The organism is Streptomyces sp. NPDC045695, from assembly GCF_056432025.1.
In genome coordinates, this window is the sequence record NZ_JBWKJU010000006.1 from 290,234 (window position 1) to 303,450 (window position 13,217).

The window sequence follows — 13,217 nt, forward strand, 5'->3', positions numbered from 1 at the left end:
GGGGCGGGGGCCGCGTGGGATCATGAACGGTCAATTGCTGGCGCGCGAAGGGGGAGTTCGGTGACTGGTGTACGAAAGGGCCTGGCGAAAGTGGAGGTCGCGCTGCGCTGGGACCCCAGTCGGGCCGGTACGCCCGCGAACGACCTCGATGTCGTCGCGGCGGTGTACGGCGCCGCGGACCCGCACGGGACCCCCCTCCAGCTGGTTCACTTCGGCAGCCGGTCACCCGACGGAACCATCACCCTGAACCGGGACAGCCACACCGGTCAGGGCTTCGGCTTCGACGAGGTGATGACCCTCGAACTGGACCGGATGGGACCGCAGTCGTGCCGCGTGGTGGTCGGCGTGGTCATCCAGCAGGCCGGCGCGGGCGTGAACGCGGGGGCGGGCGCGGACGGTACGAAGACCTTCGCCGACATCGGCGGGACGGGGTTCCGGATCCGCGAGGGCCACACGGACCTCGCCCAGGGCGACTTCGGGCCGGTGTCCACCGCCACCGCGGCCACCATCGCGGAGTTCTCCCGCGCGGGCTCCTCCGGTGCCTGGTCGTTCGACTTGCGGTTGCGGGGCTTCGACGCCGATCCCGAGGAGTTCGCCCGGACCATGGGCGGGGTCGACTGACGGCGGTCGCCCGAGGGCGCTCGCCCGAAGGCGGTCGGCCGGGTCGTCGGTGACGCCGGGCCGCACAGACCGGACGGCGGCCACTGACTTGACGCAGTGGCCGCCGCCCGGTCCGGGTGGCGCGCTGCCGCCGTCCCCACGAGGCAGCGCGGGCGGGCCGCCGTCCGGTCATCGGGACGGGACCCGCCGGTTCAGGGGGTCTGGCCGCCGGGCGGCCGGGGGGTGGGGTGGGCGGGTGCGAGGCCCAGGGCGGGGAGGATCACCGCGTCGACGAACCTGACCAGGTAGGCGGCGTCGGCGTACTGCCCCTCCAGGAGCGGCCGGATGCGGAGCACGCCCATCAGCTGGGCCGGCAGGAACTCCACGGCCGGGTGGTCCGCGGCGATCTCGCCGCGTGCCACCGCCCGCCCCACCATCACGTCGAAGGCGGCCAGCTCCGGCTCGACCAGCGCCTCGCGCAGGGCGGCCTGGAGTTCCTCGTCGCTGAGCACGGCGTGCCCCAGGGCCTGGGTCAGCCGGGTGTCCCGTCCCGAGGTGCCGGCCGCGATCCGGGCCGCCTCGCGCAGATCGCCCGCCAGGGTCCCGGTGTCCACCGCGGCGAGGGTGCCCCGGCGGTCGGCGCGCAGGGCGGCGGCGACGAGCTGGGGCTTGGTCCGCCACTGCCGGTAGAGCGTCGACTTGCCGCAGCTGGCACGCGCCGCGATGCCCTCCATGGTCAGCGCTTCGTAGCCCTGCTCGCGCAGCTGCTCCAGGACGGCGTCGTAGAACTCCTGTTCCCGCTCCGGGGTGATCTTGGAGCGGCGCGCGGGGGGCGGCGTCGACGTCATGGGTGTGCGGCTCTCCTCGGAGGCGGGGCGGTGGATTCCGCTTCAAAAGTGTACGGGAACGCAACCGTATCGGTACAGCAGCGTATCGATACGCCAATGTATCGATACACTGGCGTGTCGCTGTGCGCGTAAACAGGAAGAGAGACCGGGGGATGACCTCCCACACCACACCTGCCGGGCCGGCAGGCGGACCGAGGGCCGCGCGCCGTCGTCTCATACGTGAGCTGCTGCTCGTCGCGGGCTTCTTCACCGTCTACAAGGCGGGCCGGCTGCTCTCGACCGACCGCACGGGCGAGGCCTTCCGCAACGCCGACTGGATATGGGACGCCGAGCGCGCCCTGCACCTGCCCGGCGAGGGTGCGATACAGAGGCTGGTGCTCCACGGGGACGCCGTCGTGCAGAGCGCGAACACCTACTACGCGGGTGTCCACTTCCCCGCCACCGCGGCCTTCCTGATCTGGCTCTACCTCCGCCGCCCCGGCCACTACCTGTGGACGCGCCGCGTGCTCGCCGTGCTGACCGGAGCCGCCCTGGTCCTGCACCTCGCCTACCCGCTCGCGCCCCCGCGGATGCTCGCCGACACGGGGCTCATCGACACCGGCCAGGTCTACGGGCCCACGGTCTACCGGGCCGCACCGGACGCCGACACCCTGGCCAACCAGTTCGCCGCGATGCCCTCCCTGCACTTCGGCTGGGCGCTGATGCTCGCGATCGGAATGATCGCCGCCACCCGTTCCCGATGGCGCGCGCTGTGGCTGCTGCACCCGCTGCTGACCCTGCTCGTGATAGTCGGCACGGCCAACCACTACTGGTTCGACGCGCTCGTGGCCGCTGCCCTGCTGGGCGTGGCCCTGCTGCTGGTCCCGCGGCCGCGCACGAGCGAGCCGGACCTGGAGGCGGACTCGGACTCGGACGCGGATCCCGGGGCGCCCGCGGGTGCGGACATCGACTCGGACGCCGTACGCAGCCTTCCGCGCCAGCAGGGCGCCGACGTGGTCGTAGGGGCCCGACCATGAACGACACCGCCCTCGCCATCGGGCTGTGCCTCGCCTCGGCCGTGGCCTACGCGGCCGCCGCGGTGGCCCAGGAGCGGCTCGCCCGTGCCGCCGTCGCGCGCAGCGCCAGGGCCCTGCTGGGCTCCGGCGCGTGGTGGTGGTCGGCCGGTCTGAACGCGGCCGCGGCGCTGCTGCACGCGGCGGCCCTGCGGTACGGGCCACTCACGCTCGTCCAGCCGTTCGGCGCGCTCACCCTCGTCGCCGCCGTGCCGCTGGGGGCCCGACGGGCCGGGCGCCGCGTGGCGGCCACCGAATGGCGCGGCACCCTGGCCACCGTCGCGGGGCTCGGGCTGCTGCTCCTCCCGGCCTCCGGGCCGGCCCCCGACGACACCCTCACGCTGGCCGAGGCACTGGCCGTCTCCGGGGCGACGGCCGCCGTGATCCTGCTGCTGACGGCGGTCAAGGACCCCCGCTCCGGGCTCAGGCACGCGACGGCGTCCGGTCTGGCCTCAGCGGCCGCCTCCGCCCTGACGCAGACCGTGGCCGTGGCCGCGGGCCGCGGCGGCGCCCTGCTCAGCGTCCGCGTCGGCGCGGTGGCCCTGCTCGTCATGGTCTTCGCGGTGGGCGGGCTGTTCCTGTCGCAGCGCGCCTACCGGGGAGGCCTCGGCGCGCCGCTCGCCGTGGTGAACCTGGCCAATCCGCTCGCCGCGGCAGCCATCGGCATGGTCCTGCTCGGCGAACGCCTCCAGGGCGGTCTGACGGGGGTGCTGCTGGCGGGGGCCGGCGCCGTCGTGGCGGCGCGGGGGGTCGTGCTGCTGACCCGGACACCGGCCGCCGAGGCGGGTCCCCCGGCGCTCGCGGCGCCCGGTGCGGGTGCGGGCGCCGCCCCCGCCCCTGGTTCCGCTTCTGCCACCGAGCCCACCGTGCCGGTCGGCCGGGCGGCTTGAGGCGCTATCGGAGAATCGTTTCAGCCACGGCCACCTCCTCCCTTGGTCCTGCTGACCGAATACCGGATCCTGTTCGGTAATTCCCGGGACTGACCGTCAGTTTCCAGCCGTTGTCCGGCCCCGCCCCGCGACCGCACCCCGCGCCGCACCGGGCACCGGCCCGGACAGCCCCTCACCCGGCCGCAGGACGACGTACGAGCACGACCCGCCGGGAGCACGCGTCGCCCTCGTCGGCGGCCTGGGGCGAAAACACGCCAAGGCCGGTGCACCGTCCCTGGCACCGCCCCCGCGGGCCGCGTTTCACTGCGGGCCCATGAGACGACACAGGATCATGGGCCTGCTCGGCGCGATCGCGCTGTCCGCGGGCACCCTCGCCGCGGCGGGACCCGCCCACGGCGCGACGGCGGCCGATCCGCCGTCCGTCGAGTTCGGCACCGACTGGCACGACCCCCTCACCGCGGCCCCGCCCGTCGACCGGCCCGCCACCCGGTCCTGCCAGGTGACCCTCGCCGAGGCCCAGTTCCGCGACTTCACCCCCTACCGGGGAAGCTACGCACCGCCCGAGGCCTGCGGGACGAGCGACTGGGCCAAGGTCGTGCTCCGCCTCGACGGCAAGGTGAAGGGCCGCCAGTACGACCGCCTCGGTCACCTCTCCCTCGGCGGGGTGGAGATCCTGCGCACCTCCACCCCGCAGCCCTCGCCCGACGGCATCACCTGGTCCGTCGAGAAGGACGTCTCCCGCTACCGCGACACCCTCAGCCGTCCCCAGCCCGTCGAGATGCTCATCGGCAACGTCGTCAACGACACCTACACCGGTGTGATCGACGTCAAGGTCACCCTCACGTTCTACGCCGCCGAGGGCACCGCCCCGCCCGCCTCCGACACCCCGGACCGTGTGCTGCCCCTCACCACCCCCTCGGTCACCGTCCCGCGCAACACAGAACGCCTCCTCGCCGAGGTGTACGCCACGGGCTCGGGCGGTGGCTGCGAGGAGTACTGGTACATGACCACCCCGGACGCGGCCCCGTACTCCTGCAAGGCGGAGGGGGGTCCCTACCGCGAGGTCCGCGTCCAGGTCGACGGGCGGCTCGCAGGCATCGCGGCCCCCTTCCCGACGGTCTGGACCGGCGGCTGGTCCAATCCGTTCCTCTGGTACGTCACCCCGGGCCCCCGCGCCTTCGACGTCCAGCCGATCCGCTACGACCTCACGCCCTACGCCGCCATCCTCAACGACGGCCGTGCGCACCGGATCGAGGTGTCCGTGGCCGGGGTCCCGGCCGGGCAGAGCGGCTGGAGCACGCCCACCAACCTGCTGCTCTGGCAGGACGAGGCCCGCGAGGTCGTCACCGGGGCCCTGACCCGGCACGAGCAGAGCGACCCGGCGGGCCACTCCCGCTGGACACCGGCCGCGCCCGGCGGCGAACACCGCCTGGACACCGAGGGCGGGCACCGGCTGAGCGTCTCCGGATACCTGGACACCTCCCACGGACGGGTCGCCACCACGGTCACCCGCGCCGTCCACAACACCTCCGTGCACCGCTGGACCGACGGGGAGAACCGCGACGCGCTCACCGCGGACTGGACCGACGAGGAGAGCGTGACGCACGGGCCGACCACCACGCGCACCGACCGCACCTACACGGTGGACGGCGAGACCACGCTCGGCGCCGGTGACCGGCTGCGCACCGTCCTCTCGCTCGGCGACCGCGCGCACACGGTCACCCTGCGCGGCGGCCGCAGCGTCGACGTCACCCGGCTCGACGACCGGTACACGGGCGACGCCACCTACACCGCCAACGTCCCGCGCGACCAGCGGCACGCGGTCGCGACCACCTCGGCCCGCTACCGCTTGTACGGGTCCCGGGCACCCGGCGGGTGCTACGACCGCACGGTGGCCACGGCGCAGGGCGCCGTCACGGTGGACCGCCGCCGCTGCTGACACCGGCGGCGCCTACGATGATCCGCCATGGACACTGGTGAGGCCGGCAGACAGCTGATCGACGGGCGCTTCGAACTCGTCGCGCCCCTGGGCAGCGGCGGCATGGGTACGGTGTGGCGGGCCCGCGACATCGCCCTGCACCGCGAGGTCGCGCTCAAGGAGGTGCGCCCGCCGGACCCGGCCACCGCCGCCGCCCAGCCCGGTCTCGTCGACCAGCTGCGCGAACGGGCCGTCCGCGAGGCACGCGCCCTCGCCCGGCTCGCCCACCCCCACGTGGTGACGATCCACCACATCGTCGAACCGGCCGACGGCACCGACGGCCACCCGTGGATCGTCATGGAGCTGGTCAAGGGCGGTTCCCTGCACGAGCGTCTGGCGTCCGGTCCGCTGCCGCTCGCCGACGTGCTGCGGCTGGGCCTCGACCTCCTCTCCGCGCTGCGCGCCGCACACGCCGAGGGGGTCCTGCACCGTGACGTGAAACCCGCCAACGTGCTGCTGCGCCCCGACGGGTCGGCGGTGCTCACGGACTTCGGCATCGCGGCCCTGCACGGGTCGGACGGGCTCACCTCGACCGGGGTGCTGATCGGATCTCCGGAGTACATCGCGCCCGAACGGGTCCGCGGGGAGGAGGGCCTGGCCGCCTCCGACCTGTGGTCGCTGGGGATGCTGCTGTACGTGGCCGCCGAGGGCGTCCATCCGCTGCGCCGGGCCACGAGCCTGGCCACGGTGGTCGCCGTGCTGGACGAGCCGATCCCCGCGCCGGTGCGCTCCGGTCCGCTGGCGCCCGTACTGGAACAGCTGCTCGTCCGCGACCCGGCCGCGCGGCCGGACGGAGCCCGACTGGAACTGCTGCTCCGCGACGCGAGCACCGCTCTCGGCGCCGCCTCGGCGGGCTCCGCCGCCCCGGCCGCCCACGCCGCCCCGGCCGCGTCCGCAGTCCCGGGTCCCTACGGGCCCTACGGCCAGTACGGGCCGTACGGGCCGCCCGCCGCGCCGCCGTCGGGCCCGGGCACCACCCCCTACGTGACCACCGTCTCGCCCGTTCCCGCGACGGGCGCTCCCCGCAAGCGCCCGGCCCTGATCGGCGCGGCCCTCGCGGCGGTCCTGGCAGCCGGAGCCGTCGGGATCGTCCAGTGGCTCCCGGACGGGACCTCCGGCGACGACCACGACGCGAAGGGCGCCTCTCCCACGCGTACCACCGCCACCGCCCCGCCCGCCTCCGCAGGCGGCACACCCGCCTCCAAAGCGAGCACGCCCAAGGCGAGTGCGCCCCGGGGCGGCATGCTCACCCCGGAGAACATCCGGACGGCACTGGAGGCGTTCAAGCAGCAGACCGGCACGACCACCTTCGTGGACCTGCGGATCTACGACGGCTACGTCCTGGCCTCCATCCCCACGGCCCCCGGTGCCCAGACCGTCGACTCCTGGCAGTACCGCGACGGCACGGCCAAGCGCACGGGCCCCAAGGGCACGGTCGAGGACGGTAAGCCGCTGATCGACATGGCCACCGTCAGCTGGGACGCCCTGCCCGGCCTGCTGGAGCAGTCCAAGAAGGATCTCAACGTCCCGAACCCGACCTCGCGTTACGTCATCGTCGAGCCCTGGATGATGGACCAGGTCCCGTGCATGCGCCCCTACCTCAGCGACGAGTACGGCCGGGGCGGATACGTCCTGGCCGGCATCGACGGCAAGGTCAAGAAGGTCGTGTCCTCCTGACACCGGGTACCCGCCCGCGTGATCCCCGACCGGTTCAAAGGAGCAAGACCGTCATGCCCAGCTGGCGCACCACACTCACGGCTGCCGGGATATCCGGCGCCCGGCTGCGGGAGGACTACACGCACGCCGCCCGCCGGGTACGGCGGCGCGAGCCCGCACCGTACCTCGCGCTGCGCCTGCTCGCGGCGCCGCACCTGGTGCCCAGCCTCGCCGCCGGTCTGGCCTTCATGAACCTGGTCGACGACGTGGCGGAGTCCGGCACCCCGCGGGAACGGGCCGCCGGACTCGCCGCGCTGACTGGGCGCGTGGAGGCGGCCCTGACGTCCGGGGACAGCCCCGACCCCCTCCTGCGCGCCTACGTCCACGCGGTGCACACCCGCGGCCTGCCGACGCACTGGATAGCCCGCTTCCTCGATGGCGCGGCCACCGCCGAGGCCGCCTTCGACGGCTTCGCCACCGAGGCGGACTTCCAGGCCTACCTCGACGCCTACGCCTGGCCCGGGGTGCTGGTCTTCACCGGGCTCCAGTACCAGGGCGGCCCCGACCCCGAACAGGCCGCGGTCTGGCGGCGGTTCGTCGACGCCGCCCAGCGCGTCGACTTCCTCGCCGACCTCTGCGGGGACCTCGCGGACGGCCGGCTCTGCATTCCGCGAGCCGGTCTCGCCGCGTACGAGGTGACCCGCGCCGACCTCGAACAGGCCCGCGACACCCCGGCCGTACGGGCCCTCCTCGCCGCCGAATGCCGGCGTGCCCGTACCGCCCTCGACGCCACCCAGGGCGTCCTCGGCCTCTGCGAACCCGGGCTGCGCCCCGTGATCGCGGCGATGGCCGATCTGATGGCGCACCAGCTGACCGCCGTGGAGCGCGCGGGCGTCGGCGCCCTGAGCCGGGACGTCGGCTACGGCGTGGCGGCGCCCCTGCGCATCCTCGTGCGCGCCGCCCGCCGTGGCCCGGGGGCCGGGGCCGGGGCCCCGACCGGGACTAGCCTCGGGCTTTCACGAGGGCTGCCGTCCAGCAGGTGATCGAGAGAGCGTAAAATGCCTCTGAGCTGCAAGGATAGGACTTGCTGAGGGCCCAGTACGTGGTAGCGAAAGAGACACTTCCCAGGTGAAGTGAGGAGCCGGCCCTACCCGCCTGTCCGTGTCGAGAGCGGCTGTCGCGCGTGGTTGCCCAGGCTGCTCAGCCGACTGCGAAGCCGTGACGTGTTTCCTGGCACAGCATCCGCCTGCTCCAGCCTCAGTGGGGCAGTGGCGCAGCCCGAGAGTGACGTGCCTGCGGCGGGCACCCGGACAGGCGTGGTCATTACCAGGGGCGGGTGATGGTGTTGGTGTCGAGGGTGACCGAGCCGTTGATGGCCAGGGCCTGTCCCTGGATGGTTACGCCGGCGTTCACGGTGATGGATGTCAGGGCAAGGATCCTTCCCGCGAAGGCGGTGTCGGTGCCAAGAGTGGCTGAGCTTCCGATTTGCCAGATCACGTTCCTGGCCGTGGCGCCGTTGATGAGGAGCACGCGGCTGGCCGTTGCCGTGGTCAACGTGGATCCGATCTGGAAAACCCATTCGGCGTTGCGGTCGCCCTGGGCGTCCAGGGTGAGCGTGCCGGTGAGAGCGAGGGACGTGGGGGCGTTGTAGACGCCGGGAGTCAGCGTCAGGCCGCCGAGGTCTCCGGAAAGGCCGGCGTCCGGGAGCTGGGCGACGGCAGTGTCGTAGGTGGCAATGACATCGGCGTGAGCCTGAAGGGCGTCAGCGTCAGCGATGTGGATGGAACCGTGAACCTGACCGGGCGGGAATCCGGTGACGGACGTTCCCGGACTCACCCCGAGATCCCCGGTGACTTCGGAGGGACCGGTGTTGGTGACCGACGCGCCGCCCAGCACCGCGAAGCGTCCCAGATAGGTGTACGCGTCCGAAGCGGTCACGGTGCCGCCGAGAGTGACCACGGAGACGTCGGCCGGGCCGAGTTCTCCCGCTGGGAGCAGGGCGTGGATCTCCGTGTCGGAGGCGATCCGCCAGGACAGGGCGGGCGTGCCACCGAAGGTGACGCCAGTGGTGTAGGAGAACGCGGTTCCGGTGAGGACGACGAGATTGCCACCGTCCACCGGCCCTTTGTCCGGGGTGATGGCAGTGACGGACGGCGAGTCGAGATAGGTGTAGACGACCCCACCGGCGGTTCCGCCCCTGGTTCGTACAGTGATCGTCACCGGACCTGCAGATGCAGCTGCAGGGACGGTGGCGGTGAGTTGACCGTCGGAGTCGACGGTGAAGGCGGCGGCCTGCGCACCCAAGAGGACCTCGTACGTGGTGTAGAGGCCGAGTCCTGTGAGGGTCGCCGTGTTGCCGCCGGCCAAGGGGCCGGCGGGGGGCGGAAGGAGGCGGAGGGAGGGTGGCGGCAGGTAGTAGAAGCTTCCGACGACGCCCGTTCCGCCAGCGGTGGTGACCGAGACCGGAAGGGCGCCGTGGCCGGAGGGGGTGACGGTGGCGGTGGTGGAGTCGCTGAGGACCGTGAAACTCGCAGCCCGGCGGGAGTCGTAGAGCACGCTGGTGGTGCCGGTGAAATGGCTGCCGGTGAGCGTCACCGCGTCGCCCCCACCCGTGGATCCCTGGTTCGGTATGACCGCCATGGGGCGCTCCTGAGTCTGTCGGCCGATCGGGCGGGCTGCGTCGTCGGCCGGTCCCCGCACCGGTGGCCGCAGTGGTTCTCCCCTTCGGAGTAGCCCACTGGCCCACGCACATGACAAGAGTTGAGGGCATATGTCACCCGAATGAGGTACGTGTTCGCAGGTGCGTATCCAGCCGACACCGCGTGCCGCGCGGCGACTGCTTCCTTGGCAGAGCGCGACGTTCCCCGGGCCCGCGGTTTCGGCACCGCAACAATCTCGGATGTTGCAGCGAATTAGCATATAAGCAGATCATCGGCAATACGCCGCCGATGTGCCCCTTTTTCACGCCGTGACGCTCACCTGAACGGCTGATTCTGCGCCGAAAGCCTTGTCGGCCTGTCACTCTGCTGGGTTGATTCTCGTGTCAGTATCAGCGGCATTCGAGTCCGCAAACAGACACGGGCAAGCCCCCTGATCAGGCGGCAACTGACGTCTGACGGGCTGTACTTCTCGACAGGCCCTGCGCACAGCGCCGACGGCTGCAGACCGTCGACCGGGCATCGGCGCAAGGCCATCGAGATGCCACTTGGCCAGTGGACACGAGAGCAGGCTCGCCCTCATCCGGGACGTAAGCGGACCGAACGCCCCGTCACTGCTCGGCAATGTACCGCATTCCGAGCGAGGAGGAACACTCATGCCTATCAGCCCGAACCAGGGATCCAGCGGCGGCGGCACACCAGTCACGATCACCGGCAGCAACCTCACCGGCACCACAGCCGTGCGCTTCGGTACGCGACTCGCCACCTCCGTCACCAACGTCTCGCCCACCCAGGTCACCGCCGTCTCCCCCTCCGGCACCGGAGCGGTCGGCGTCACCGTGACCACCCCGGGAGGGACGAGCAACCCGCTCCCGTTCTACTACGTCGGGGCGCCGTTCAAGCAGTCCCTCAGCCCGTCCTTCGGGTCGACCGCGGGCGGCGGCGTCATCACCATCAACGGCACCGGATTCTCCAGTGCCACCAGCGTCTCCTTCGGTGCCAACACCGCGGTGCCGACGGTGGTGTCCGACAGCCAGCTCACGGTCGTCGCACCGGCCGGCGCGGCCGGCTCGGTCGGCGTCAGCGTCACCACGGCCGGCGGCACCAACAACGGGCTCTCGTACACCTACGTCCCCGCCCCGACGGTGACGTCGGTCGTCCCGGCGCAGGGACCGGAGTCCGGCGGCACCGCGGTGACCCTGACCGGCACCGGCTTCACCAGCACCAACCAGGTCACCTTCGACGGCAACCCGGCACCCTTCACCGTGATCTCCGACACCTCGCTGTCGGCCGTCACGCCTCCCGGCACCGGCGGTCCCGTCGACGTCGTCGTGACCAACGACGCAGGCAGCGCCATCCTCGCGGACGCGTTCACCTACATCGCCGGCCCCGGCATCTGACCGCCCCTCAGCGGCCGGCCCCTCAGCGGCCGGCCCGTCTGGAGCGGACGCGATAGCCCATCAGGGCCCGTCCGCCCCCAGGCCCCCGACCCGGAAACCCCACCCGGGCCGGGGGCCTGACCGCCCCCCGCCCGCCAAGAAGCAGAGGCAGAGGCAGGGCATACCCGTCAGCTCTCTCCGCTGCCCTCCCGGGCCCGCCCGACACTCTACGGAGACACCGTGAAAGACAGCGCCCCCGCGGCGGGAGCGGTCCGGCCCACCGCCGTCATCGCCGCCGTACCCGTTCTCACCGCGGCCGTACCCAGCACGGGCCCTGCGGCAGGCAACAACAACGTCGTCCTGAACGGCAGCGGCTTCGTCGGAATCACCGCCGTCATGTTCGGCACCAAAGCGGCCCTCGGCTACACGGTCAACTCCCCCACGCAGATCACCGCAGTAGCCCCGTCCGGAACCGGCACCGTTGCCGTGACCGTCAAAACGCCCGGCGGAACCAGCAACTCGGTCCCCTATACCTACGCGGCACAACCCTCCCTGACCGCTGCTTCACCGAGCCAGGGACCGTCCTCGGGCGGCACCACCGTCATCCTCACCGGGACCGGCCTCACCGGGGCCACCGCAGTCACCTTCGGCAGCACACCCGCCACCAACTACACCGTCAACTCACCCACCCAGATCACCGCCGTCACCCCCGCAGGAACAAGCGCCGTACCCATCACCGTCACCACGCCCGGCGGTACGACCGGTCCCGTCTACTTCTTCTACCTCAACGCGCCCACCCTCACCACCGTCTCGCCGAGCCAGGGACCGTCTTCAGGCGGCACCACCGTCATCCTCACCGGGGCCGACCTCACCGGGACCACGGCAGTCACCTTCGGCAGCACACCCGCCACCAACTACACCGTCAACTCACCCACCCAGATCACCGCCGTCACCCCCGCAGGAGCGGGCTCCGTAGCCGTGACCGTCACCGGCCCGGGCGGCATCAGCAACTCCGTCATCTACACCTACGTAACTCCACCGGCCCTCGGCTCCCTCACCCCCACACAGGGGCCCACCGACGCCGGAGCCGGCGTCACTCTCACCGGCAGCGGTCTGACCACCACGACCGCCGTCCACTTCGGTGCCGCACCCGCAGCCTTCAACGTGCTGTCCGACACCACCGTTGCAGCGACCGCCCCAGCGGGGGCACCCGGCCCCGTCTCCGTCAACGTGACCACGATCGGCGGCACCAGCAACTCCCTCACCTACACACGTGTCGCCTCTCCCCTGATCTAGATCGGCGCTCCAGACCGCTTGGACGACACGGGTGCCGACCCTTTTCCCGGAGGCTCTTTGCCGGTTTTCGTTTCTGGTTTGGGCGCGAATGCTTCGACGCCGGGCGAGTCTGCAGACAAACAAGGGACCGTTGCGCATCACCGTCCGTGAATCTGCGAAACCGTGCTCCCCGCCCCGCCAGCCTCTGGCCCAAGCGGGTTGACTAGGCCCAAGCCTCCCAGGAGTGCGAGAACCTACGGCGTAACGTGACGCTCCCCGACCAGTCATGGCGGACCTCCGCCCGGATCGATCAAGGAGCCGAAACCGTGAGACGTTGGCAAGGCCGAAGAATGTGGAAGACCGGCACCATCCTGGCGCTGGCCGCCGTAGTGGGCCTCGCTTCACCGGCAGAGGCAGCAGCTGTCAACTCGACGACGACGGTCACAGCGTCACCCCCAGCAGCAAACGTCGGGGTACCCGTGACACTGGCCGCGACCGTCACCTGTGCGGCCGACCCCACTGGAGGTCTCGGCGTGACCTTCTTCGACGGCGGCGACATCCTGAACACCGTGCCCCTCGGCGCGGACGGACAAGCGGAGCACACGACCTCCTTCACGACCACCGGCACTCACACAATCACGGCCGCATACAACGGGAACGAAAACTGCTTCGCTTCGAGCAACACGACCGCCGTCATGGTCTCAGCGGCGCCCGCACCCGTCCCCCCCACGCCACCTGCGAACGGGTTCTGCCTACTCGCCTGCGGCGGCCTGATCAATTTCACGGTCGGTGACATCAACAACAACATCGAAGTGCACTGACTTCCCTGACGGCTCAGCGGCACTGCCCCGGCACGGTCACGCGTTCTCTCCTGCTACGCAG

General features: G+C 71.8%; 11 protein-coding genes. 9 read left to right on the plus strand and 2 right to left on the minus strand.

What is annotated here, in order from left to right:
* The first annotated feature begins 60 nt into the window (after positions 1-60).
* Complete coding sequence (locus tag AC07DU_RS14090) at positions 61-621, plus strand: TerD family protein (RefSeq protein ID WP_479111508.1); 561 nt, start codon at positions 61-63, stop codon at positions 619-621.
* Positions 622-812: 191 nt separating this feature from the next.
* Here the strand turns inward: AC07DU_RS14090 and AC07DU_RS14095 are convergent, their stop codons facing one another.
* Complete coding sequence (locus tag AC07DU_RS14095) at positions 813-1,448, minus strand: TetR/AcrR family transcriptional regulator (protein ID WP_360904021.1); 636 nt, start codon at positions 1,446-1,448, stop codon at positions 813-815.
* A 152-nt stretch (positions 1,449-1,600) separates the two neighbouring features.
* Between AC07DU_RS14095 and AC07DU_RS14100 the strand changes: the two genes are divergently transcribed.
* The 5 genes from AC07DU_RS14100 (at position 1,601) to AC07DU_RS14120 (ending at position 8,067) form a co-directional block, all read left to right on the plus strand.
* Positions 1,601-2,464: a phosphatase PAP2 family protein gene (locus AC07DU_RS14100; protein ID WP_479111511.1), complete on the plus strand. Its 864-nt coding sequence runs from the start codon at positions 1,601-1,603 to the stop codon at positions 2,462-2,464.
* Positions 2,461-3,390 carry a hypothetical protein gene (locus AC07DU_RS14105; RefSeq protein ID WP_479111513.1) on the plus strand — a complete coding sequence of 310 codons (930 nt, stop codon included), beginning with the start codon at positions 2,461-2,463 and terminating at the stop codon, positions 3,388-3,390. Before AC07DU_RS14100 ends, AC07DU_RS14105 begins: the two co-directional genes overlap by 4 nt.
* A 313-nt stretch (positions 3,391-3,703) precedes the next feature.
* Positions 3,704-5,329, plus strand: coding sequence for a peptide-N4-asparagine amidase (locus tag AC07DU_RS14110; RefSeq protein ID WP_479111515.1), 1,626 nt, complete (start codon positions 3,704-3,706; stop codon positions 5,327-5,329).
* Positions 5,330-5,356: 27 nt separating this feature from the next.
* Entirely contained in the window at positions 5,357-7,045 is a 1,689-nt protein-coding gene (locus tag AC07DU_RS14115; protein ID WP_479111517.1) for a serine/threonine-protein kinase, read from the plus strand.
* Between the two features lie 53 nt (positions 7,046-7,098).
* Entirely contained in the window at positions 7,099-8,067 is a 969-nt protein-coding gene (locus AC07DU_RS14120) for a phytoene/squalene synthase family protein (RefSeq protein WP_479111519.1), read from the plus strand.
* Positions 8,068-8,347: 280 nt separating this feature from the next.
* Here AC07DU_RS14120 and AC07DU_RS14125 read toward each other — a convergent pair whose 3' ends face one another.
* A complete protein-coding gene (locus tag AC07DU_RS14125) occupies positions 8,348-9,664 on the minus strand; it encodes an ice-binding family protein (protein ID WP_479111521.1) in 1,317 nt (438 codons plus the stop codon).
* A 673-nt stretch (positions 9,665-10,337) separates the two neighbouring features.
* On the opposite strand from AC07DU_RS14125, the gene AC07DU_RS14130 reads away from it, so the two are divergent.
* The 3 genes from AC07DU_RS14130 (at position 10,338) to AC07DU_RS14140 (ending at position 13,156) form a co-directional block, all read left to right on the plus strand.
* Positions 10,338-11,081, plus strand: a complete 744-nt coding sequence (locus AC07DU_RS14130) for an IPT/TIG domain-containing protein (protein WP_479111523.1) — start codon at positions 10,338-10,340, stop codon at positions 11,079-11,081.
* 219 nt (positions 11,082-11,300) lie between these two features.
* On the plus strand, positions 11,301-12,356 hold the full coding sequence (locus tag AC07DU_RS14135; RefSeq protein ID WP_479111525.1) for an IPT/TIG domain-containing protein: 1,056 nt from the start codon (positions 11,301-11,303) through the stop codon (positions 12,354-12,356).
* Between the two features lie 329 nt (positions 12,357-12,685).
* Positions 12,686-13,156 carry an Ig-like domain repeat protein gene (locus AC07DU_RS14140; protein WP_479111527.1) on the plus strand — a complete coding sequence of 157 codons (471 nt, stop codon included), beginning with the start codon at positions 12,686-12,688 and terminating at the stop codon, positions 13,154-13,156.
* The last annotated feature ends 61 nt before the right edge of the window (positions 13,157-13,217 follow it).